The sequence below is a fragment of the Polynucleobacter sp. MG-Unter2-18 genome, from assembly GCF_018687675.1.
Lineage (GTDB): Bacteria > Pseudomonadota > Gammaproteobacteria > Burkholderiales > Burkholderiaceae > Polynucleobacter.
On the sequence record NZ_CP061302.1, the window covers coordinates 19712 to 42881 of the forward strand.

A 23170-nucleotide genomic window follows, 5' to 3' on the forward strand; every position below is an offset into this window, starting at 1 on the left:
GGGGGACCCGCATAAATCATGGCAAGCACAAAAGAGATACGATCTAAGATCAAGAGCGTGCAAAACACGCGCAAGATCACGAAGGCAATGGAAATGGTCGCCGCATCCAAGATGCGTCGTGCCCAAGAGCGCATGCGTAATGCGCGCCCATATGCCGAAAAAATTCGTGAAATCGTTGCCAATCTTTCTAAAGCAAATCCAGAGTTCCGCCCTGCTTATATGGCGACTCGAGAAGTGAAGAAAATTGGCACGATCTTGGTTACAACAGACAAAGGTTTATGTGGCGGTTTAAATACCAACGTATTGCGTCTGATTGCAAACCAAGTGCGCGATATGGAAGGCAGCAGTATTGGTATTGAATACACTGCCATTGGCTCTAAAGGCCTCCAGTTTTTAAATCGCTCAAAAGCAAAATTGATTTCTCAAACAATTCAGATTGGCGATACGCCACATATGGATGTGTTGATTGGCGCAATTACTGCCCAATTAGAGGCGTTTGAGCGTGGCGAAATTGATGCTGTTTATTTGGCATATACCCGTTTTGTTAACGCAATGAAACAAGAGCCTGTTTTAGAAAAACTCTTACCTTTGGAATCGACTGCATTAACTCCAGAAGAGAAGACAGGAAATTCTTGGGATTACATCTATGAGCCTGACGCAGAGTCTGTGTTGAATGGCTTGCTCAAGCGTTATGTAGAGGCAATGATTTATCAAGCTGTTGCTGAAAACATGGCTTCGGAACAGTCTGCACGCATGGTCTCAATGAAGGCTGCTTCAGATAATGCGAAGAATGTAATCGGTGAATTGCAATTGGAATACAACAAAACACGACAAGCTGCTATTACCAAAGAGCTGTCAGAGATTGTTGGTGGAGCGGCTGCGGTTTAAGCAGTTAGCGTTTAGGAATACGAAAGAATTCAGGAATTAAAAGCGGAGAAATGCGATGAGTAACGGAAATATCGTGCAGTGTATCGGTCCAGTGGTGGACATTCAGTTCCCACGTGACAACATGCCAAACATTTATGATGCCTTGACATTGGTTGAGAGCGGAGAAAAATCATTTGCTGAAAAAGGTTTGACCTTTGAAGTTCAGCAACAAATTGGTGATGGCGTTGTACGCGCAATTGCCATGGGTGCTAGCGATGGATTGCGTCGCGGCATGGAAGTGAAATCGACTGGTGCGCCAATTTCTGTTCCTGTTGGTCCAGCCACACTGGGCCGCATTATGGATGTTTTAGGCCGCCCAATTGACGATGCAGGCCCTATTGCTACTCAAGAGCGTCGCGCTATTCACCAGCCAGCACCAAAGTTTGATGAGCTCTCACCTTCCGTTGACTTGTTAGAAACTGGCATTAAGGTTATTGACTTAGTTTGCCCATTTGCTAAGGGCGGTAAGGTTGGCTTGTTCGGTGGTGCAGGTGTTGGTAAGACCGTAAACATGATGGAATTGATTAACAACATCGCTAAGCAACATTCAGGCTTATCTGTGTTTGCTGGCGTTGGTGAGCGTACTCGTGAAGGTAATGACTTTTATCACGAGATGAAAGAATCTAACGTTGTAGATAAAGTGGCAATGGTGTTTGGTCAGATGAACGAGCCTCCTGGCAACCGTTTGCGCGTTGCGTTGACTGGTTTGACAATGGCTGAAGCATTCCGTGATGAAGGCCGTGATATTTTGTTCTTCGTTGACAATATTTACCGTTACACACTCGCCGGTACTGAAGTATCTGCGTTGCTCGGTCGTATGCCATCCGCTGTGGGTTATCAGCCAACATTGGCTGAAGAGATGGGTAAGTTGCAAGAGCGTATTACTTCAACAAAGACTGGTTCCGTTACATCTATTCAGGCCGTTTACGTTCCTGCGGATGACTTGACCGATCCATCACCAGCGACAACCTTCTTACACTTAGACTCCACAGTGGTGTTGTCACGTGATATTGCTGCTTTGGGTATTTACCCAGCGGTTGATCCATTGGATTCAACTAGCCGTCAGCTTGACCCACAAGTAGTTGGTCAAGAGCACTATGACGTAGCCCGTGAAGTTCAGATGACATTGCAGCGTTATAAAGAGTTGCGCGACATTATTGCTATTTTGGGTATGGATGAGTTATCACCAGAAGACAAATTAGCCGTATCTCGTGCCCGTAAGATTCAACGTTTCTTGTCCCAGCCTTTCCACGTTGCAGAAGTATTTACTGGTTCACCAGGCAAATACGTTCCATTGAAAGAAACTATCCGTGGTTTCAAAATGATTTGCAGTGGAGAATTGGATCACTTGCCAGAGCAAGCGTTCTATATGGTGGGTTCAATTGATGAAGCCATCGAGAAAGCTAAGAAGCTTTAATCGAACTCATCTAGGGAAATTATGTCAACCATACGTGTCGATGTAGTAAGTGCAGAGCAATCCATTTTTAGCGGAGAGGCGAAGTTTGTTGCGCTTCCCGGTGAAAATGGTGAGCTTGGTATTTTGCGCGGCCACACTCCTTTGATTACACGCATTCGTCCAGGCTCAGTTCGTATCGAAAAAGCTGATGGTGATGAAGAGTTTGTATTCGTTGCAGGTGGCTATTTAGAAGTGCAGCCGGATCATGTCACAGTACTGGCCGATACCGCCATTCGCGGACATGACCTTGATGAAGCTAAAGCTAACGAAGCAAAGAAGCGCGCTGAAGAGGCTATGCAAAATCGTGGCACGGACTTTGATTTAGCTTTGGCTCAATCAGAATTTGCGATGGCAGCTGCACAGCTGGCAGCGATTGCCCGTTTCCGTCGTAAAAAATAAGATTCGGACATTTCTTTGTTGTTAAATGATCGATTTTTAAAGGCTTGCCTAGGCGAAGCGGTTGATCAAACGCCGCTGTGGCTCATGCGCCAAGCTGGTCGCTATCTGCCAGAGTACAACGCCACGCGCGCAAGAGCTGGAAGCTTTCTTGGTTTAGCTAAAAATCCAGCATATGCAACAGAGGTAACGCTCCAGCCGTTAGATCGCTACCCATTAGATGCAGCGATTTTGTTCTCGGATATTTTGACCATTCCTGATGCAATGGGCCTGGGTCTCAAATTTACAGCAGGTGAGGGACCAAGTTTTGATCATCCCCTGCGTACGGAAGAAGCGGTAAAAAAATTACGAGTTGCAGACATGGATCAGCTCAAATATGTTTTTGATGCTGTATCAGAAATTCGCAAGGCATTGATTCAGGATGGTAAGCAGCGCGTGCCACTCATTGGTTTTTCTGGAAGCCCATGGACACTGGCCTGCTACATGATTGATGGTTCTGGTTCAGACGATTTTCGCCATGCCAAGACTATGATGTTTAGTCGCCCAGATTTGCTTGAGCATATTCTGGAGATTAATGTACAGTCAGTGGCTGCTTACTTAATTGAGCAGGTAAAGGCCGGGGCGCAAGCGCTCATGATTTTTGATACTTGGGGTGGTTTACTTCCTGACGGCTGGTATCAGAGAATGTCTTTGGCTGCCATGCAAAAAGTAATTGCACTATTACCTCGTGAACATGAAGGGCGCAAAATCCCAATCATTATGTTCACAAAAGGCGGTGGTATTTGGTTAAACGATATGGCGCAAATTGGGGCAGATGTCATAGCGATTGACTGGACTATGCGCTTAAGTCGCGCTCGTCAGCAGCTTTTAGATATCAACAAGCCGCTGGCTTTGCAAGGCAACTTAGATCCGCTCATTTTGTTCTCAGAACCGAAGCAAATTGCAGTTGCTGCCGAAAGTCTCTTGAATGACTTAGCGCAGGCTCCTGCATTAAAGCCAGGTCTGCATTCTCTCGATGGCCATATTTTTAATCTAGGGCACGGCATCAACCAATTTACCCCGCCCGAAAATGTGACAGCGCTCTCTGAAACTGTAATCACTAAGTCAAAATCCTTGCGCACAAAGCAATAACAATAAGTAATTGCTAACTTAGTTTGGTATTTTGGTAAAAGTTATGCACAGAAATGTGCAAAATAAAAAATACAGTGAGATTCGTAGGAATTATCAAATTTTACCTTTACAAACCATTCTAAGTCTCTGATTTGTATAGATAATCAATAAAATGCTGATTTTCTATCCAAGATAGCATTCCAATAAAATAACTACAGTTATACAAAGTGACGAATGATATCCACAGACTTATCCACAGGGTGAAATAACAAATTTTAGTAAATGCCCCTCAGCCTATCGTAGTGCAGGTGGTAGTAGATAAGCCTTTAGTTCAGGGCTTTGACTACCTATGGGATATTGAAAAATTAGGCAGATTCCCTGAAATTGGCAATGTAGTTGAAGTACCCTTTGCAAGATCAAAAGAAATTGGGCTGGTAGTAAAAGTAAGCAATCACTCCGATTATGAGATCGGAAAGTTGAAATATGTGGATCGCCTTGCGCCATTTCCAGTTTTCGACCCCGCCCTATTGAGATTAATGAGCTTTACCAGCCATTACTACATCCATGCTTTAGGAGAAACTGCTTTGCCAGTCATCCCGCAAATGTGGAAAAAAGCAGATGCCTGGGAAAAGATAACGGAAAAACTGAAATCAGCTGAAAAGCAAAGTAAAAAGAAGCTAGCTGATGTCACAGAAGGATTGATCACACTAGATCAATTAAATTCCGAACAGAAGATCGCCCTAGATCAATTACTGTCAGATGGTGAAAAAGAAAATCAATTTAGGGCAATTCTGCTACAGGGTCAAACAGGAAGTGGCAAGACAGCAGTTTTTCTGAATTGGCTGGCAAGCACCCTTAAAGAAGATGATGCACAAGTACTGTTACTAGTACCAGAGATTAACTTAACGCCGCAATTGGAAAGAAGAGTGAGAGCCTACTTCCCTGATAAAAAAATGGTAGTGTTGCATAGCGGTATCAGTGAAAAGAAAAGAGGTGTCGCCTGGTATGAGGCGATGACTGGTAAAGCACAAATTATTTTGGGAACTAGGTTGGCGGCATTAACGCCAATTCCAAATTTACGCGTCATAGTGGTAGATGAAGAGCACGACCCATCTTATAAACAACAAGATAGTACCCGCTACTCAGCAAGAGATTTGGCAATTTGGCGAGCCCATGATCAAAAAATACCCATCCTCTTATCTTCTGCAACACCGTCACTAGAAACCTGGTTAGCAGCTCAAGCTGGTCGCTACGAAAATATTCGACTTGATCAGCGTGCACAGGGCGCAAGTCTGCCCAGCGTGCATTTAATTAATACACGTGATCCACAAAATCAATTTAGCCCAGGCGATGTAGGCGCAACCAAACAAAAAAGTCTGATTACAAAAACATTGGCAAACGCCATTACAAAAACGCTTGCAGAAAAAAAACAAAGTTTGATTTTGATTAATAGGCGCGGCTATGCTCCGGTACTCAGTTGCTCAGCATGTAATTGGTTATCAAAATGTACTCAATGCTCTACCTATACCGTCATGCATAAGGCCGGAGCATTAAGCAAAAGATCGGTATTGAATTGTCACCATTGTGGTTTGGTAAAGCCCATTCCACAATTTTGCCCTGATTGCGGAAATGCAGATCTGAAAACGCTTGGGCATGGAACTCAAAAATTAGAAGATGCGATTGAAGAAATGTGGCCACAAGCCAGAGTGCTGCGGGTCGACACGGACTCAAGCAGAAAGAGTAAAGGAGCAGAAGCGCTCTTTACGGAAATACACGATGGCAATGTTGATATTGTCGTTGGCACTCAAATGATTGCCAAAGGTCATGACTATCAAAACATTGGACTAGTTGCCGTATTAGACGCTGATAGTCGACTGTATTCAGCAGACTTTAGGGCTGCCGAAAGATTATTTGCGCAGTTAGTTCAGGTGGCTGGACGTGCGGGTAGGTCGGGCACTCAAGGTGAAGCTGGGGGTGATATTTATATCGAGACACAATACCCAGAGTCACCGGTATTTCAGTATTTGTTAAGACATGATGTCGATGGATTTTTAGCATTTACTGCTAAAGAGCGAGAAGAGGCAAAATTACCACCCTACTCATATCAAGCGCTCATACATGCAGAAGGTAAAAGCTTGGATCAGGCGATTCAGTTCTTGAATGAACTAAAGACGCGTATAAAAATAAAGGGTCTGATTACAAAAGAGCTAAAAGTGTACGACCCAGTACCTAAGCCGGTCATGCGGGTGGCGGGTGCAGAGCGTGCTCAATTATTAATTGAGTCAGGCAATCGTAAACTGCTACAAGAAACACTTGAAATAATTGATCAAGTGTTACGCCAAGATTCCACAGGAAGAATCAGCAAAACATCACGCATTCGATGGCTGGTAGAGCGCGATCCGATTGCTATCTAAGCGCCTGCACACGATTCGTATTGTGTGAGCGACATCAAGTCGTTAAGATTGGCACCCAGCATCTCTGGGGATGTTGGTTTAATTTTAAATAACCAAACTGTATACGGTTGAGTATTTACTACCTCAGGGTTAGCATCCATCTCTTCATTGAGGGCAACAATCTCGCCGCTAATGGGCGCATGAATATCGCTTGCCGCTTTAACTGACTCTATTGCGGCAATGGCTTCGCCCTGCTTCACTTGCTGACCAATTTTTGGCGCTTGGAAAAACATGACATCACCTAAAGCCTCTTGCGCATGATTGCTAATACCCACCCATGCCAGTCCATCATCTTCGATACTGGCCCACTCATGTGTTTCTGCAAACCTAAATGTGTCTTGAGTTTTCATTATGTATCCTGTTGACTATGTCGGTGACGACATGGAGTTTGTTCCGCGTTATGGATTTCTATCGACGTTTAGTGAAGAGCGTCAAAACAATCCCTTTTTTGGGGATTGATCAATGCTACGCTGGTAAAGCTAAATAAAAAATTTAGGTTTTTGCTGAGCCCGTACGATGTGTACGGTTGTATAAACAGCTTGCACAAATCCAGCGCTGCTTGCGATTGCTGGTCGGAATCCAGGTGCCACCTTCCAGCCGCTTTTCGCGACTGCATGAGGAGCAAAACTTAAGGCTCTGTGAGGTTTCTTGGGTAGCAGCTGGAGTCGAGGTAGTCATGGGCAATCCGGGTAATCCAAATCTTGTACAGAAACTCTATTTTACCCGTTTTGTCCCGCTGGGGCTGGGCTTAGAACGACTCTGACTGAATCAGCCGTTTTATTGCCATCAAAATCAAGCCAAGCCTTATTTTCGAAGTCATAGAGCTTGCACTTACGAGCGGTCTCAAAGTACCAGGCCCAAGAGAACTTTTGGATAAAAATACGCTCTGGAAGGATGGTTTCCAGAGTATTTTGAGCCTCCTGGAGGCGATAAAGGGGGACGCTCATATCCACGTGGTGGGCGGTATGCTCCATGATATGGTGCATTAAAGAGCCCCAAATCCAATTAAAGGTCAAATGGACCGTGGTTGATACAAAAGGCTGGGCACGCAACCACTCAGATTTCTTGTCGTACCAAGAGACTGAGGTGTGGGTATGGTGAACATAGACCACAAAACCAATCATTCCGTTCCAGAAGAGGAAGGGAATAGCAAAGCCAGTGATAAGACCAAGCCAAACAGATTGACCAGTCGCAAGGGCGCCAGCGATAAGACAGGCAATCCAGATGATGGCAAAGCCAGTTACCAATAAATTATCTTTTAAGAAAATTGGACGATCGCCAGGCTTGTTTTTGGCATTCGGGAAGTACTCGCGTCTCCACCAGATCTCAGTGAGATAGTAGAAAACAGGGCCCCAACCACTACGGTAAAGACGCTCCAAAGCCTTGCGCCATGCAGGAAGAGCATCAAATTCTGCTTTTGATAATGGAGCCCAGACAAAGTCAAAACCCTTCAGGTTGGTCTGACCGTGGTGCACAACGTTGTGGCCCACATCCCATAAGCTATAAGGGGTTAGAGATGGCAAGAACGCAATGCGACCTAACACTTTGTTTAGTTCGCGGTGCGGAGTGTAGCTTTGATGGCAGGCATCATGACCTAAGATGAAGATACGACCAGTAACAAAACCAGCAACTAAGCCCAAAACGATTTTGATCAGCACGCTTTCAATAAAAATAGTTCCAGCGATACAGCCAAGCCATAAAACAGCATCCATCACTAGCAAAGCAATTGCTTTTGCCGTTTCTCCTTGAGCCATGGGGATCAGCCAGCTGCGAATAATTTTTCGGTGTGGCAACGGAAGATCTGGAGCCAAAGGATTGGCCATAGAAGGTTCGGATAGGGCAGAATTTAGATGATTTGACATGATAAGAATCAATAAGTTAGGGAGAAATGATAGCCTTTTTCACGAATTTGCGCATGATGTAGGTCAAAACCCCCCTGATTTGGTGCGCCCGGCAGGAATCGAACCTGCGACCCTTGGCTTCGGAGGCCAATACTCTATCCACTGAGCTACGGGCGCCAGTAGGAAATTCGCTAACTAGGCTATTGTAAGTGCCTATATCTTTACGGTCTCGTTATAATTGTGAAGTTACTCTAAAACCAGTCAAACTATAAAAGTCCTATGAGCGAAGCGCACGGCAGCATTATTAAAACCCCCAAACAACTGATCATCACGGTATTTGCTACCTTTTTTGTGCCTTTGATCATTATCTTGTTGCTGTTGGTTTATGTTAACAACGGTAAGCGTACTGATGCCGCTGCCTCTGCTGAGCAGCTGATTAAGCCTGTTGCGCAGTTAAATTACCAAGATGCTAGCCCTCCAGCGGCGTCCAAAGAGGCCGCCCCAGCCGCTAAATAGTCTTTCAGCACAACAATAAAGCTGGCATCTGGCCAGCTTTATTACTTTTGGCCATTTTGATCTTTGGCATCTAGTGCCACTTGGTAAGCCTCTTTTTTGCTTAGACCAAGTGTTTTAGCTAGTACGGCGGCGATTTCTTTGCTGCCCAAGTAGGGACTCAAAGCATTTGCCCATAGCAAGAGCGCAGAATGTTCAGGTGTCTGATCTGTATTGGCTTGGCGGCCAGCTACTAAGACAATAAATTCACCTCTTAGGCTTTCGGCACTATCAAGCCACTCTGGAATCTTGATTGCGTCGAGCGTAACTAGTTGCTCAAACTTTTTGGTGAGCTCCCTGCCGATGAGTACCTGGCGCTCTGGCTCCAGTTCTTTACTTAGCGTAATCAGGGTGTCGCGTATTTGATGTGGCGATTCAAAAAAGATGCTCGTTTTTAAATTGTTACGAATATCTTGAATGAGTATGCCCCGCTCTTTAGCTTTGTTAGGCCAGAACCCAAGAAACTGAAAGCGCCCTTCCGATGGCAACATGACTGAGCCACTGGCAGAAATGGCGGTAGATACCGCACTAGCCCCGGGGATAGGAATAACTCGAAAGCCTGCTTTTTGAACGGCGCTTACTAGTCTTGCACCCGGATCAGAAACGCCCGGAGTGCCCGCGTCCGAAATGTAGGCCCAGCGTTCATTTTTAGCGAGGTGCTCAATAATCGATTGCGAGCCAGTAATTTCATTGTGCTCATGCAGAGCGACACATTTCTTATGAATGCCAAAGTGTTGTAGCAGGGGCGCGCTATGTCTGGTGTCTTCACAGGCAATTCCATCTACCGAATTAAGTACATGTAGTGCGCGCAAAGTAATATCACCCAAATTACCGATGGGAGTTGCAACCATATATAGGGCCCCAGCTGGCAGATCCTGTTGTTTTAAAAAGTCAAAGGAGCTTAATTCCATGTAGGCAATCTTTTGCAAAAAAGTATCAATAAACAAGAGAATACGTTGCTTTTGAAATCATAGCTAACGTAAGCAGCTTGCCTGAACTATGGCGCATAATAATGCGATGGATAAAGACACTCTCGAACGTTTGCGCGCTCGCGCATCCCAACATTTTTTAGACAGTATTGCTGTAAAGCAAGAGGCTGAAAAAATACTTCCTGAACAGGTTGCTCGTGGCATAGTCGCCATGACAGACTGTTTGCGTGCTGGCGGAAAAGTAATGGCTTGCGGCAATGGTGGATCTGCTGCTGATGCGCAACACTTTGCCGCTGAGCTAATTGGTCGCTTCGAGAGAGAGCGACAAGAGTTGGCCGCGATTGCGCTGACTACAGACACATCTATTTTGACCGCTGTAGGTAATGACTATAGCTATGACGAAATCTTTTCCAAGCAAGTTCGTGGCCTTGGAAAAAAAAGTGACATCTTGATTGGCATCTCCACCTCAGGCAATTCAAAAAACGTAGTGAGAGCAATTGAGGCTGCAAAAAAGATGGGGATTCTGATTATTGCTTTAACTGGTAACGGCGGCGGAAAAATTGCCAGCTTATTAGGTGCAGATGACATTCATCTATGCGCGCCCTCCACTCGCACTGCTCGCATTCAAGAAACACATTTAGTTTTGCTTCATGCTTTGTGTGATGGCGTAGATCATTTATTGCTCGATTAATAGTTTCATTAATTAGAAGGTACGCATATGCGAAATACTCTCATCATCAAATTATTTGCTGCGATTTTGATTTCCTCATTCTTATCTGGTTGTGGCGTGCTGGCTGTTGGTGGCGTGGTGGCAGGCGCAAGTGTGATGGCGGATCGCCGTTCGCCAGCTGTACAAGCAATCGATAAAGGCATTGAGTTGGAGGCTAGCAATGCTTTAGCTAAGCGCTATGGCGATGATGCGCATATCAACGTGACATCATTCAATCAAAAGGTATTGTTGACTGGTGAAATAAAAAATGCCGACATTAAGAGTCAGGCTGGCGCCTTTGTAAAGGCAATGAAAAATGCTCGCTCTGTCTTTAATGAATTGGTCATTGGACCAAACAGCAGCTTTACTGCTCGCGCTAATGATTCCTACCTTGAATCTAAAATTAAAACCCAAATGATTTTTACAGACAAGCTGCCATCTAATTCGATGGCGATTATTGCTGAAGGTAGCAGTGTTTATTTGATGGGCATTCTGACGCAAAATGAGGCAGCAATTGCTAAAAAAGTCACCAGCAATATTGACGGTGTTAAAGATGTGTACGTCTACTTCGATATCATTTCTGAAGCGGAAAAAACGCGTCTAGAGAAACAAGGTAAGGCAGACGAAGCGCAACCAAACTCAATGCCAAAACAGTAAAGCTGTTTGATGAAAGACGAGCAAAGAATTTATCTATGCAACATCTGAAATGTTTTTTACTTGCCAGCATCTTCTTGCTATGTTCGCTGAGTGTGAAGGCATCTAGTGATGATGCAAAGGCAGCATTACTTGCGAAACAAAATGCTTGCCTGGGATGCCATGCACTTGATAAAAAAATTGTGGGCCCAAGCTTTCAAGCCGTTGCAAAAAAATATGCGAACGATCCTAGCCCAATGGCTTTTTTAAAAAACAAAATTATTAAAGGTGGCTCTGGATCTTGGGGCGTTGTACCCATGCCAGCAAATGCAAAGCTAAGCGATGCTGATGTATCTTTATTGGCTGCCTGGATTTTGCGCGGTGCGCCTAGCGCAAATTAAGTTGGACGAACGACTGGCTTTTCAAGAAACCAGGACCACGCATCATTTGAACGTTTAAAGTTTTCTTTAAGTGCGTAGTCAAAATCAGCCCACTGCTCATTGGCAGCTTCTTCAACAATCGTGCTTGAATTTGCAGGCGGTAACTTCAAGTAAGCATCTGCATCGCCATAGGCGTACTCAACGAGCATTCCTGCCTTTTGTGCCAGATGCATCATCGCCCGGTTATTTGCCAAGCAATGGACAAATAAGGTTTCGATGCGAGTATTGCGTGAGTGCACCGAAGCCCGTGCTAATAAGGCTGTACCTATGCCCTGCCCTCTGCCGCTAGGCAGCACTGATACGCCAAACTCTGCAGCTAATGGCTGACCTTTAGTTTTCGGTAAATACGCTAAATGAGCCATACCAATCAGCTTTAGTTGGGTATCAAAGCTGCCAAAGATGGTATCCCTATTGAAATCAAGGTTCTCTACATAGCGATGAATAACCTCATCAGGCGTTTGAGTACCAAAGCGAAGACGACGGTCCTCTTCATTCAGCAGCAAAAGATGTTGAAGAATTTGCTCTCTATGGCCAGCATGTAATTCTCGAACGGGTACTGCTAAGCCAGCTGTATAGGGCTTGCTGGGTAAGTGACTATTCGCTAATTTATTGTGCATAGCAACATACTATCAGAAACTAGATCAAATTTCAGGGTTTTCCCTAATATTAGAAATGCAAACAAAAAAAGACGATAAATAGGGCAAAAAAATTGAGTGCTTTCCCAAAATTTACTGTCATATTCATAAAAACCCGCATATTTTTTAAAAAATTGAAAAATATTTTTCGATCTCCATCCCCTTGTTTTAAATAGGTTTATTTGAAAAGTAGGAAAAAACATCGCTTTTTTCCAGAAAAAGACTACGAAAGGTGTTGACGGACCCTTAAAAGGGGTATAAAGTCTCATCTCTCTGCTGCAATGTTTTATGAAATACAAAAACGCGCAGCCCTCTTTAAAAATTAGTCAACCGATAATTGTGGGTACTAAGTGAAAGCATCAAGTCCTTCGGGACAGATGTAAATAAATAGTACTCATAGACAGTAAAAAGATTTGGTTTTATTACCAAGTCAATTTCTTTTGAATGAGTGCGACGATCCGCAAGGATCACAGGAATTAAACTGAAGAGTTTGATCCTGGCTCAGATTGAACGCTGGCGGCATGCCTTACACATGCAAGTCGAACGGCAGCACGGGTACTTGTACCTGGTGGCGAGTGGCGAACGGGTGAGTAATACATCGGAACGTACCTTATCGTGGGGGATAACGCAGCGAAAGCTGTGCTAATACCGCATACGCCCTGAGGGGGAAAGCGGGGGATCGTAAGACCTCGCGCGATTAGAGCGGCCGATGCCTGATTAGCTTGTTGGTGGGGTAAAAGCCCACCAAGGCGACGATCAGTAGCTGGTCTGAGAGGACGATCAGCCACACTGGGACTGAGACACGGCCCAGACTCCTACGGGAGGCAGCAGTGGGGAATTTTGGACAATGGGGGAAACCCTGATCCAGCAATGCCGCGTGAGTGAAGAAGGCCTTCGGGTTGTAAAGCTCTTTTGTCAGGGAAGAAACACCGGCTCTAACACAGTCCGGGAATGACGGTACCTGAAGAATAAGCACCGGCTAACTACGTGCCAGCAGCCGCGGTAATACGTAGGGTGCAAGCGTTAATCGGAATTACTGGGCGTAAAGCGTGCGCAGGCGGTTATACAAGACAGGCGTGAAATCCCCGGGCTTAACCTGGGAATGGCGCCTGTGACTGTATAGCTAGAGTGTGTCAGAGGGGGGTAGAATTCCACGTGTAGCAGTGAAATGCGTAGATATGTGGAGGAATACCAATGGCGAAGGCAGCCCCCTGGGATAACACTGACGCTCATGCACGAAAGCGTGGGGAGCAAACAGGATTAGATACCCTGGTAGTCCACGCCCTAAACGATGCTGACTAGTTGTTCGGGATTTACATCCTGAGTAACGTAGCTAACGCGTGAAGTCAGCCGCCTGGGGAGTACGGTCGCAAGATTAAAACTCAAAGGAATTGACGGGGACCCGCACAAGCGGTGGATGATGTGGATTAATTCGATGCAACGCGAAAAACCTTACCTACCCTTGACATGTCACTAACGAAGTAGAGATACATTAGGTGCCCGTAAGGGAAAGTGAACACAGGTGCTGCATGGCTGTCGTCAGCTCGTGTCGTGAGATGTTGGGTTAAGTCCCGCAACGAGCGCAACCCTTGTCTTTAGTTGCTACGCAAGAGCACTCTAAAGAGACTGCCGGTGACAAACCGGAGGAAGGTGGGGATGACGTCAAGTCCTCATGGCCCTTATGGGTAGGGCTTCACACGTCATACAATGGTGCATACAGAGGGTTGCCAACCCGCGAGGGGGAGCTAATCTCAGAAAATGCATCGTAGTCCGGATCGTAGTCTGCAACTCGACTACGTGAAGCTGGAATCGCTAGTAATCGCGGATCAGAATGTCGCGGTGAATACGTTCCCGGGTCTTGTACACACCGCCCGTCATACCATGGGAGTGGGTTTTGCCAGAAGCCGTTAGCCTAACCGCAAGGAGGGCGACTGCCACGGCAGGGTTCATGACTGGGGTAAAGTCGTAACAAGGTAGCCGTATCGGAAGGTGCGGCTGGATCACCTCCTTTCTAGAGAAAGATGCTGGAGCTCTAGTGCCCACACTTATCGGTTGACAATAAAAGCCACGGGTCTGTAGCTCAGCTGGTTAGAGCACTGTGTTGATAACGCAGGGGTCGTAGGTTCAAGTCCTACCAGACCCACCACCAGCCAGAAACAAGACTTAGTGGGACGTTGGGGGATTAGCTCAGCTGGGAGAGCACCTGCTTTGCAAGCAGGGGGTCGTCGGTTCGATCCCGTCATCCTCCACCATCATCTAAATGTCAAAACTAAGCGAAGACTTAATCGTTTAGTTTTGCCATTTATGGCTGTTCTTTAAAAATTTGAGTAAGCAAAGTGTCAAATGTTTCTTTGAGAGGACATTTGACAATGTAATAAGGGTAAAGATTGAATCATCAATCAGTAATACAAACGAGTTTTACCAAGTTCTTTAACAAGTACTTACAGTTTGGATTACGGCAAACATGTCAGAAGTAGAAATAAACCTGTAACAGGTACTAGCAATGGTGCTCGTTATAGGATCAAGTGAATAAGTGCACATGATGGATGCCTTGGCGATTACAGGCGACGAAAGACGTTATAACCTGCGATAAGCCCCGGGGAGCTGGTAAATAAGCTTTGATCCGGGGATTTCTGAATGGGGAAACCCACCACTTTTGTGGTATCCATACCTGAATACATAGGGTATGAGAAGCGAACCTTGTGAACTGAAACATCTAAGTAGCAAGAGGAAAAGACATCAACCGAGATTCCCAGAGTAGTGGCGAGCGAAATGGGAACAGCCTTCTAGTGATATCTCAGTAATTAACAGAACGGAATGGAAAGTCCGACAATAAAGGGTGATAGTCCCGTATGTGAAAATTATTGGGTGGTACTAGGCTAGAGACAAGTAGGGCGGGACACGTGAAATCCTGTCTGAATATGGGGGGACCATCCTCCAAGGCTAAATACTCGTAATCGACCGATAGTGAACAAGTACCGTGAGGGAAAGGCGAAAAGAACCCCGGGAGGGGAGTGAAATAGATCCTGAAATTGTGTGCATACAAACAGTAGGAGCCTCGTAAGGGGTGACTGCGTACCTTTTGTATAATGGGTCAGCGACTTACATTCAGTAGCAAGCTTAACCGAATAGGGAAGGCGTAGCGAAAGCGAGTCCGAATAGGGCGCTAGTTGCTGGGTGTAGACCCGAAACCAGTTGATCTATCCATGGCCAGGTTGAAGGTGCGGTAACACGTACTGGAGGACCGAACCCACTAACGTTGAAAAGTTAGGGGATGAGCTGTGGATAGGGGTGAAAGGCTAAACAAAACTGGAAATAGCTGGTTCTCTCCGAAAACTATTTAGGTAGTGCCTCGTGTATCACTGTAGGGGGTAGAGCACTGTCATGGTAGTGGGGTCCATTGCGGATTACTGCGCCATAGCAAACTCCGAATACCTACAAGTGCAATCACGGGAGACAGACATCGGGTGCTAACGTCCGGTGTCAAGAGGGAAACAACCCAGACCGCCAGCTAAGGTCCCTAATATATGCTAAGTGGGAAACGAAGTGGGAAGGCTAAAACAGTCAGGAGGTTGGCTTAGAAGCAGCCATCCTTTAAAGAAAGCGTAATAGCTCACTGATCGAGTCGTCCTGCGCGGAAGATGTAACGGGGCTAAGCATATAACCGAAGCTGCGGATCACAGCAATGTGATGGTAGGAGAGCGTTCTGTAAGCCTGTGAAGGTGTCTTGTAAAGGATGCTGGAGGTATCAGAAGTGCGAATGCTGACATGAGTAGCGATAAAGGGGGTGAAAAGCCCCCTCGCCGTAAGCCCAAGGTTTCCTGTTCAACGTTCATCGGAACAGGGTGAGTCGGCCCCTAAGGCGAGGCAGAGATGCGTAGCTGATGGGAACAAGGTTAATATTCCTTGACCATTGTTAGATGCGATGGGGGGACGGATCGCGGAAAGTTGTCCGGGTGTTGGAAGTCCCGGTTCTTGCGTTGGAGATGGCTATTAGGTAAATCCGGTAGCGTAATTCAAGGGCGTGAGACGAGCGAATTTATTCGCGAAGCAATTGGAAGTGGTTCCAAGAAAAGCCTCTAAGCTTCAGTCTAACAAGACCGTACCGCAAACCGACACAGGTGGGCGAGATGAGTATTCTAAGGCGCTTGAGAGAACTCAGGAGAAGGAACTCGGCAAATTTGCACCGTAACTTCGGGATAAGGTGCGCCCTGGTAGTTTGACCCTGTACAAGGGGAGGACGAAAGGGTTGCAATAAAAAGGTGGCTGCGACTGTTTAATAAAAACACAGCACTCTGCAAACACGAAAGTGGACGTATAGGGTGTGACGCCTGCCCGGTGCTGGAAGATTAAATGATGGGGTGCAAGCTCTTGATTGAAGTCCCAGTAAACGGCGGCCGTAACTATAACGGTCCTAAGGTAGCGAAATTCCTTGTCGGGTAAGTTCCGACCTGCACGAATGGCGTAACGATGGCCACACTGTCTCCTCCTGAGACTCAGCGAAGTTGAAATGTTTGTGATGATGCAATCTACCCGTGGCTAGACGGAAAGACCCCATGAACCTTTACTGTAGCTTTGCATTGGACTTTGAACCGGTCTGTGTAGGATAGGTGGGAGGCGTTGAAAGCGGGATGCTAGTTCCGCTGGAGCCAACCTTGAAATACCACCCTGGTTTGTTTGAGGTTCTAACCTTGGCCCATTATCTGGGTCGGGAACAGTGCATGGTAGGCAGTTTGACTGGGGCGGTCTCCTCCCAAAGTGTAACGGAGGAGTACGAAGGTACGCTTGGTACGGTCGGACATCGTACCTAAAGTGCAATGGCAAAAGCGTGCTTAACTGCGAGACCGACAAGTCGAGCAGGTGCGAAAGCAGGTCATAGTGATCCGGTGGTTCTGTATGGAAGGGCCATCGCTCAACGGATAAAAGGTACTCTGGGGATAACAGGCTGATACCGCCCAAGAGTTCATATCGACGGCGGTGTTTGGCACCTCGATGTCGGCTCATCTCATCCTGGGGCTGTAGCCGGTCCCAAGGGTATGGCTGTTCGCCATTTAAAGAGGTACGTGAGCTGGGTTTAAAACGTCGTGAGACAGTTTGGTCCCTATCTGCCATGGGCGTTGGAGATTTGACGGGGGCTGCTCCTAGTACGAGAGGACCGGAGTGGACGTACCGCTGGTGTACCTGTTGTTTCGCCAGAAGCATCGCAGGGTAGCTATGTACGGAAGAGATAACCGCTGAAAGCATCTAAGCGGGAAACTTGCCTGAAGATGAGATCTCCCGTAGGTTTAACCTACATAAAGGGTCGTTGAAGACCACAACGTTGATAGGTCAGGTGTGGAAGCGCAGTAATGCGTTAAGCTAACTGATACTAATTGCCCGTTAGGCTTGATCCTATAACCAGCACTATTGTGTTGGATGTTTGCCAGATTTAATCTGCATCCTTAATTACATGCTTACTCAAATAAGAGTTGTTGATTTATCAACAACTCGACCCTCTACGCCCGGTGACCATAGCAAGTTGGAACCACTCCTTCCCATCCCGAACAGGACAGTGAAACGACTTTACGCCGATGATAGTGCGGATTACCCGTGTGAAAGTAGGTAACTGCCGGGCACCAATGCGACGCCCAGACCCTCTTAGGTCTGGGCGTTTTTACTTGTGCGAAGCGTATTGAGGTTTAAGAGATTGACAATAACTCCATTAGGAGTCAGAATATTGGGTTCGCGGAGGGGTGTCCGAGCGGCTAAAGGAGGCAGACTGTAAATCTGTTGGCTATGCCTACGTAGGTTCGAATCCTACCCCCTCCACCAGAGATGTGCGGGATTAGTTTAATGGTAAAACAGCAGATTTCCAATCTTCGGTCAAGAGTTCGATTCTCTTATCCCGCTCCAGTTTTAATAGTATTTGTATTTGCCCATGTGGCTCAGTGGTAGAGCACTCCCTTGGTAAGGGAGAGGTCGGCAGTTCGATCCTGCCCATGGGCACCATGGCTTATGTAGTAAATAAATTTAATTTCGTGTGTTGGTTTAAGAGTTAACTAAAGGCAGACAAAAAAATGGCAAAAGAAAAGTTTGAGCGGACAAAACCGCACGTAAACGTTGGCACTATTGGTCACGTTGACCACGGTAAAACCACATTGACAGCAGCAATTGCAACCGTGCTTTCAAAAGCATTCGGTGGCGAAGCAAAAGCATACGATCAGATCGATGCTGCTCCAGAAGAAAAAGCACGTGGTATTACGATTAATACAGCGCACGTGGAGTACGAGACTGCAAATCGTCACTATGCACACGTCGATTGCCCAGGACATGCTGACTACGTTAAGAACATGATTACTGGTGCCGCTCAGATGGACGGCGCTATTTTGGTTTGCTCTGCAGCTGACGGCCCAATGCCACAAACTCGTGAGCACATCCTCTTGGCACGCCAAGTTGGCGTTCCCTACATCATCGTATTTTTGAATAAGTGCGATATGGTGGATGATGCTGAGTTGTTAGAGTTAGTTGAGATGGAAGTTCGTGAGCTTTTGTCTAAGTATGACTTCCCAGGCGATGACACACCAATCGTGCAAGGTTCTGCTAAGTTAGCTTTAGAAGGCGACGAAGGCCCATTAGGTAAAGAAGCCATCATGAAGTTGGCTGATGCATTAGATACTTATATCCCAACTCCAGAGCGCGCTGTTGACGGTGCGTTCTTGATGCCAGTAGAGGACGTGTTCTCTATCTCCGGTCGCGGTACTGTTGTTACAGGCCGTATCGAGCGCGGTATCGTTAAGGTTGGTGAAGAGATTGAAATCATTGGTATCAAGCCAACCCTCAAGACAACTTGTACTGGTGTTGAAATGTTCCGCAAATTACTCGACCAAGGTCAAGCAGGCGATAACGTTGGTATCTTGTTACGCGGTACAAAACGTGAAGAAGTTGAGCGCGGCCAAGTATTGGCTAAGCCAGGTTCAATCACCCCACATACTCACTTTACAGCCGAGGTTTATATCTTGGGTAAAGACGAAGGTGGCCGTCATACACCATTCTTTAACAACTATCGTCCACAGTTTTACTTCCGTACTACGGACGTAACTGGTTCAATCGAGTTGCCAAAAGACAAAGAAATGGTCATGCCTGGTGATAACGTCACGATTACCGTCAAGCTCATCGCGCCAATCGCGATGGAAGAAGGTTTACGTTTTGCGATCCGTGAAGGTGGCCGTACTGTTGGCGCCGGTGTGGTTGCGAAGATTTTGGCTTAATAGTTTTAATAAAGGGGTGTAGCTCAATTGGCAGAGCGTTGGTCTCCAAAACCAAAGGTTGGGGGTTCGATGCCCTCCGCCCCTGCCACGATTTGAACTGAAAGTAATATGTCTCAACATACAGCAGGTAATACCGAAGAAAAAAGCAGCTGGGTCTCTGGACTCGCTGCTTTAATCGTCGTTGCAGCGTTAGTTCTTTACTACACGTTGGCGGACCAATCCTTATTGATCCGATTGGCTGTTTTGTTTGGCGGCATAGCAGCTGCAGTTTTAATTGTGGCCATGTCAGCAGATGGGCGTCGTTTTATCGCTTACGCTAAAGATTCTTGGTATGAAGTAAAAAAGGTTGTTTGGCCGACTCGCAAAGAGACGACCCAAATGACTCTAGTCGTATTTGGCTTTGTCGTGATCATGTCCTTATTTTTGTGGCTTGCAGACAAATTAATTGAATGGCTAGTTTTTTCAGTCTTTTTGGGCTGGAAGTGAGTAAATAATGATTGATGCTGAATTAGTCTCAAACCCACAAGCTACTGGCAATATGCGCTGGTATGTTATTCATGCTTATTCTGGCATGGAAAAAAGCGTTAAAAGAGGCCTGGAAGAGCGTATTGCTCGCTCTGGTATGCCAGAAAAATTTGGCCGTATTTTGGTTCCATCCGAAGAGGTTGTAGAAATCAAGTCGGGAGCAAAATCTGTATCTGAACGTCGTTTCTTCCCAGGATATGTCCTGATTGAGATGGAAATGACCGATGAGAGCTGGCATTTGGTGAAAAATACGCCAAAAGTGACTGGTTTCGTAGGTGGGGTACGTAACCGACCAAGTCCTATTTCTACAGCAGAAGTAGCCAAGATCATGGATCAAATGCAGGCCGGTGTAGATAAGCCGAAGCCTAAAACGCTATTTGAAGTTGGTGAGATTGTGCGCGTTAAAGAAGGCCCATTTGTTGACTTCAACGGAAATATTGAAGAAGTAAACTATGAAAAGTCAAGATTACGCGTTTCTGTTACAATTTTTGGCCGCGGTACCCCAGTTGAGCTGGAGTTCGGCCAGGTAGAAAAGATGTAAAAAAATACCCAATTTAAGGGTATTTGTATCAAAAAGTAGTGGTGTTAAGTGGTTAGTAATAACCGAGGAGCGGATCTAGAAAGCCAAAAACTAGTGAAGCGTTTACTCAACAGCGGTCTTACCTAATGAGGTTAGGCGCGCTTTTAGGAGCAATCAATGGCAAAGAAGATCATTGGCTTTATCAAGCTGCAGATCCCTGCAGGTAAAGCAAATCCATCACCTCCCGTAGGTCCAGCATTGGGTCAACGAGGCCTCAATATTATGGAATTCTGTAAGGCGTTTAATGCTCAAACTCAGAGCATGGAACCTGGCCTTCCAATTCCAGTCGTGATTACAGCATTTGCTGATAAGAGCTTCACTTTCATTATGAAGACTCCGCCAGCAACCATCATGATTAAGAAGGCTGCAAAGATCGAAAAAGGATCACCACGTCCGCATACGGATAAGGTAGGAAAAATTACACGTGCTCAAGCAGAAGAAATTGCTAAAGCAAAAATGCCAGATTTGACAGCTGCTGATATGGATGCTGCTGTAAGAACAATCGCTGGTAGCGCCCGTTCAATGGGCATCACAGTGGAAGGTCTCTAATCATGACTAAGTTATCTAAGCGTTTAAAAGCAATCGAATCTAAAGTTGATCGCAATAAGTTTTATGCATTAGAAGATGCATTGAACCTCGTTAAAGAGTGTGCAACTGCTAAGTTTGATGAGTCTATCGATGTTGCAGTTCAGTTGGGAATCGATGCTAAGAAATCGGACCAAGTTGTGCGTGGCGCGGTTGTGCTACCAGCCGGTACTGGCAAGCATGTTCGTGTAGCGGTGTTTGCACAAGGCGAAAAAGCTGAACAAGCTAAAGCTGCTGGTGCTGAGATCGTTGGCATGGAAGAGCTGGCTGATCAAATTAAAGGCGGCAAAATCGATTTCGATATTTTGATCGCATCCCCAGACACAATGAAGATTGTTGGTACTTTAGGTCAAGTATTGGGCCCACGTGGTTTGATGCCAAATCCAAAAGTAGGAACTGTTACCCCTGACGTTGCTACTGCAGTGAAGAATGCAAAAGCTGGTCAAGTGCAATTCCGTGTAGACAAAGCCGGTATCGTGCACGCCAGCATTGGACGTCGTTCGTTCGAGCCAGCTGCATTGAAATCCAACTTGCTCGCATTGCTTGAGGCTTTGAACAAAGCTAAGCCACCTGCATCTAAGGGCATTTATTTAAAGAAGGTTGCCGTAAGCAGCACCATGGGTGCAGGCGTACGTGTAGACCAAGCATCGATACAAGCGGCGCAGTAATCCGTTTGTAACAAAAGAACTTTGGGTCGACTCCCGCTCTTTGAGTGAGAGTCGAACATCAAAGACCGTTGGTGAATTATTGGCTTGCCTAGAAATAATTCTTAATCGTTACGAAAGTAATAGCCAGCGCAGATGGCGACCCTGAAAAGATTTCACAAGATTTTCTTGTGACAAATGATCAGACGCTGGTGTGTAACCCCAACTGGAAACAGTTGGTTTTTTAGGAGTTAAACCGTGCCTTTGAATGTACAAGACAAAAAAGCGATTGTTGCTGATGTCGGCGCTCAATTGGCTGGAGCTCAAACAGTCGTGCTTGCTGAATACCGTGGTATTCCAGTTGAGCAGTTAACAAAGCTGCGTGCTAGCGCACGTGACCAAGGTGTATATCTTCGCGTTTTGAAGAACACATTGGCACGCCGTGCTGCACAAGGTACACAGTTTGAGCCTCTTGCTGATTCGATGGTTGGCCCCTTGATCTATGGCATCTCTGCTGATCCGATTGCTTCGGCAAAAGTATTGCAGAACTTTGCTAAGACTCAAGACAAGCTAGTCATTACTGCTGGCTTATATAACGGCAAGTTGTTGGACGTTGCGGGCGTTAAATCCCTTGCGTCTATTCCAAGCCGCGAAGAGTTGTTATCTCAGTTGTTGGGCGTCATGTTGGCCCCAGTTTCTGCAATGGCTCGCGTATTGGGCGCAGTAGCAGCACAAAAAGCAGAAGGAGCACCTGCTCCAGTTGCAGCACCTGTTATTGAAGCAGAAGCCCCAGCAGTAGTTGCTGAAGCCGCTGCTCCAGAAGCAAGTGCAGAGCCTGCAGCCGCAGCCCCAGAAGCTGGAACAGAAACAAAAGAAACCCCTGCCGCTGAATAAGCGACAGATTAACTATTTAAGTATTAGGAGCTAAAAATGGCGATTACTAAAGAAGAAATCATTGATGCAGTAGGTAGCATGTCCGTAATGGATTTGAACGACTTAGTTAAAGCGTTCGAAGAAAAGTTTGGTGTTTCAGCTGCAGCAATGGCTGTTGCTGGTCCTGCTGGCGCTGCCGGTGGCGCTGCTGCTGAAGAGCAAACAGAATTTACTGTGAACTTGCTCGAAGCTGGTGCAAATAAAGTTTCAGTAATTAAGGCTGTTCGCGAAATCACTGGTCTTGGCTTGAAAGAAGCTAAAGACTTAGTTGATGGCGCACCAAAGCCAATCAAAGAAGCTGTTGATAAGAAGACGGCTGAAGAAGCTAAGAAGAAGCTTGAAGAAGCTGGCGCTAAAGCAGAACTCAAGTAATACAAGCAAAGTTAGTGCCCCTCAAAAAGGGGTGCTAGCCCTGTTGGGTTTGACCATTAGTGGTCAAACCCGATTTCATTTCTGATTGAAATCGGGTTTGCCTTCTGATACGACTGCAGAATGCAAGTTTGGTCGGACACTGAATCTTTCGATTTAGTGTTGTCCGCCAGTGATTGGTAGTGGCCAATCGCCAAATCTTTGTA

20 protein-coding genes, 7 tRNA genes, 3 rRNA genes and 1 pseudogene are annotated in these 23170 nt (G+C 46.1%); 25 read left to right on the forward strand and 6 right to left on the reverse strand.

The annotated features are described in order from the left end of the window. Positions 1–18: 18 nt before the first annotated feature. The 5 genes from atpG to priA all read left to right on the forward strand — a co-directional run bounded on the left by atpG (position 19) and on the right by priA (position 6303). Positions 19–888 carry a F0F1 ATP synthase subunit gamma gene (gene atpG, locus C2759_RS00105; protein ID WP_215355360.1) on the forward strand — a complete coding sequence of 290 codons (870 nt, stop codon included), beginning with the start codon at positions 19–21 and terminating at the stop codon, positions 886–888. Between the two features lie 55 nt (positions 889–943). Then, positions 944–2344 carry a F0F1 ATP synthase subunit beta gene (gene atpD / locus C2759_RS00110; RefSeq protein ID WP_215355361.1) on the forward strand — a complete coding sequence of 467 codons (1401 nt, stop codon included), beginning with the start codon at positions 944–946 and terminating at the stop codon, positions 2342–2344. A gap of 21 nt (positions 2345–2365) precedes the next feature. Continuing rightward, on the forward strand, positions 2366–2782 hold the full coding sequence (locus C2759_RS00115; RefSeq protein ID WP_015420208.1) for a F0F1 ATP synthase subunit epsilon: 417 nt from the start codon (positions 2366–2368) through the stop codon (positions 2780–2782). Between the two features lie 9 nt (positions 2783–2791). After that, positions 2792–3910, forward strand: coding sequence for a uroporphyrinogen decarboxylase (gene hemE, locus C2759_RS00120; protein ID WP_215356578.1), 1119 nt, complete (start codon positions 2792–2794; stop codon positions 3908–3910). A 281-nt stretch (positions 3911–4191) separates the two neighbouring features. After that, positions 4192–6303 (forward strand): primosomal protein N', encoded by a 2112-nt coding sequence (priA, locus tag C2759_RS00125; RefSeq protein WP_251366970.1) that lies wholly within the window; start codon positions 4192–4194, stop codon positions 6301–6303. Here the strand turns inward: priA and gcvH are convergent. The 4 genes from gcvH to C2759_RS00145 all read right to left on the reverse strand — a co-directional run bounded on the left by gcvH (position 6300) and on the right by C2759_RS00145 (position 8360). Beyond that, positions 6300–6695, reverse strand: a complete 396-nt coding sequence (gene gcvH / locus C2759_RS00130) for a glycine cleavage system protein GcvH (protein ID WP_371816926.1) — start codon at positions 6693–6695, stop codon at positions 6300–6302. The genes priA and gcvH overlap by 4 nt on opposite strands. Before the next feature lie 139 nt (positions 6696–6834). Further along, a complete protein-coding gene (locus tag C2759_RS00135) occupies positions 6835–7020 on the reverse strand; it encodes a hypothetical protein (protein ID WP_041396810.1) in 186 nt (61 codons plus the stop codon). Positions 7021–7061: 41 nt separating this feature from the next. Further along, positions 7062–8096: a fatty acid desaturase gene (locus C2759_RS00140; protein WP_215356580.1), complete on the reverse strand. Its 1035-nt coding sequence runs from the start codon at positions 8094–8096 to the stop codon at positions 7062–7064. 188 nt (positions 8097–8284) lie between these two features. Next, positions 8285–8360, reverse strand: a tRNA-Arg gene (locus tag C2759_RS00145). Positions 8361–8462: 102 nt separating this feature from the next. Between C2759_RS00145 and C2759_RS00150 the strand changes: the two genes are divergently transcribed. Beyond that, complete coding sequence (locus tag C2759_RS00150) at positions 8463–8699, forward strand: hypothetical protein (protein WP_251366971.1); 237 nt, start codon at positions 8463–8465, stop codon at positions 8697–8699. Positions 8700–8740: 41 nt separating this feature from the next. On the opposite strand, the gene rsmI is transcribed toward C2759_RS00150, so the two are convergent. After that, complete coding sequence (gene rsmI, locus C2759_RS00155; RefSeq protein WP_215355365.1) at positions 8741–9646, reverse strand: 16S rRNA (cytidine(1402)-2'-O)-methyltransferase; 906 nt, start codon at positions 9644–9646, stop codon at positions 8741–8743. A gap of 88 nt (positions 9647–9734) precedes the next feature. Between rsmI and C2759_RS00160 the strand changes: the two genes are divergently transcribed. Genes C2759_RS00160 through C2759_RS00170 form a run of 3 tightly spaced genes read left to right on the forward strand, consistent with a single transcriptional unit; the run spans position 9735 to position 11407 of the window. Next, entirely contained in the window at positions 9735–10355 is a 621-nt protein-coding gene (locus C2759_RS00160) for a phosphoheptose isomerase (protein WP_251366972.1), read from the forward strand. Between the two features lie 27 nt (positions 10356–10382). After that, positions 10383–11030: a BON domain-containing protein gene (locus C2759_RS00165; RefSeq protein WP_215355367.1), complete on the forward strand. Its 648-nt coding sequence runs from the start codon at positions 10383–10385 to the stop codon at positions 11028–11030. A gap of 35 nt (positions 11031–11065) precedes the next feature. After that, positions 11066–11407 (forward strand): c-type cytochrome, encoded by a 342-nt coding sequence (locus C2759_RS00170; protein WP_251366973.1) that lies wholly within the window; start codon positions 11066–11068, stop codon positions 11405–11407. On the opposite strand, the gene C2759_RS00175 is transcribed toward C2759_RS00170, so the two are convergent. Continuing rightward, on the reverse strand, positions 11404–12063 hold the full coding sequence (locus C2759_RS00175) for a GNAT family N-acetyltransferase (RefSeq protein WP_215355369.1): 660 nt from the start codon (positions 12061–12063) through the stop codon (positions 11404–11406). The two genes, C2759_RS00170 and C2759_RS00175, sit on opposite strands and share 4 nt — an antisense overlap. 496 nt (positions 12064–12559) lie before the next feature. Here C2759_RS00175 and C2759_RS00180 point away from each other — a divergent pair. The 16 genes and pseudogenes from C2759_RS00180 (at position 12560) to rplL (ending at position 22967) form a co-directional block, all read left to right on the forward strand. Continuing rightward, positions 12560–14092 (forward strand): 16S ribosomal RNA (locus tag C2759_RS00180). Between the two features lie 58 nt (positions 14093–14150). After that, positions 14151–14227: transfer RNA gene (locus C2759_RS00185), tRNA-Ile, on the forward strand. A gap of 30 nt (positions 14228–14257) precedes the next feature. Then, positions 14258–14333, forward strand: a tRNA-Ala gene (locus C2759_RS00190). Between the two features lie 267 nt (positions 14334–14600). Continuing rightward, positions 14601–17474: ribosomal RNA gene (locus C2759_RS00195) — 23S ribosomal RNA — on the forward strand. Between the two features lie 107 nt (positions 17475–17581). Further along, positions 17582–17695, forward strand: a 5S ribosomal RNA gene (rrf, locus tag C2759_RS00200). Together the 16S, 23S and 5S rRNA genes with 5 tRNA genes alongside form the textbook arrangement of a ribosomal RNA operon. Positions 17696–17807: 112 nt before the next feature. After that, positions 17808–17892: transfer RNA gene (locus C2759_RS00205), tRNA-Tyr, on the forward strand. A 7-nt stretch (positions 17893–17899) separates the two neighbouring features. After that, positions 17900–17973, forward strand: a tRNA-Gly gene (locus C2759_RS00210). A gap of 21 nt (positions 17974–17994) precedes the next feature. Beyond that, positions 17995–18069: transfer RNA gene (locus tag C2759_RS00215), tRNA-Thr, on the forward strand. A gap of 68 nt (positions 18070–18137) precedes the next feature. Beyond that, entirely contained in the window at positions 18138–19328 is a 1191-nt protein-coding gene (tuf, locus tag C2759_RS00220) for an elongation factor Tu (protein ID WP_215355371.1), read from the forward strand. Between the two features lie 12 nt (positions 19329–19340). Continuing rightward, positions 19341–19416 (forward strand) — tRNA-Trp (locus tag C2759_RS00225). Positions 19417–19436: 20 nt separating this feature from the next. Beyond that, the gene (gene secE, locus C2759_RS00230; protein ID WP_215355373.1) at positions 19437–19814 is read left to right on the forward strand and encodes a preprotein translocase subunit SecE; all 378 of its coding nucleotides are present in this window, start codon (positions 19437–19439) and stop codon (positions 19812–19814) included. Between the two features lie 7 nt (positions 19815–19821). Beyond that, entirely contained in the window at positions 19822–20394 is a 573-nt protein-coding gene (gene nusG / locus C2759_RS00235; protein WP_046329370.1) for a transcription termination/antitermination protein NusG, read from the forward strand. 156 nt (positions 20395–20550) lie between these two features. After that, complete coding sequence (rplK, locus tag C2759_RS00240; RefSeq protein ID WP_011901890.1) at positions 20551–20982, forward strand: 50S ribosomal protein L11; 432 nt, start codon at positions 20551–20553, stop codon at positions 20980–20982. Between the two features lie 2 nt (positions 20983–20984). Continuing rightward, entirely contained in the window at positions 20985–21686 is a 702-nt protein-coding gene (gene rplA, locus C2759_RS00245; RefSeq protein ID WP_173959377.1) for a 50S ribosomal protein L1, read from the forward strand. A gap of 234 nt (positions 21687–21920) precedes the next feature. After that, positions 21921–22460: pseudogene (gene rplJ, locus C2759_RS00250) on the forward strand (50S ribosomal protein L10); the annotation flags it as partial. A 132-nt stretch (positions 22461–22592) separates the two neighbouring features. Further along, complete coding sequence (gene rplL / locus C2759_RS00255) at positions 22593–22967, forward strand: 50S ribosomal protein L7/L12 (protein WP_011901893.1); 375 nt, start codon at positions 22593–22595, stop codon at positions 22965–22967. The last annotated feature ends 203 nt before the right edge of the window (positions 22968–23170 follow it).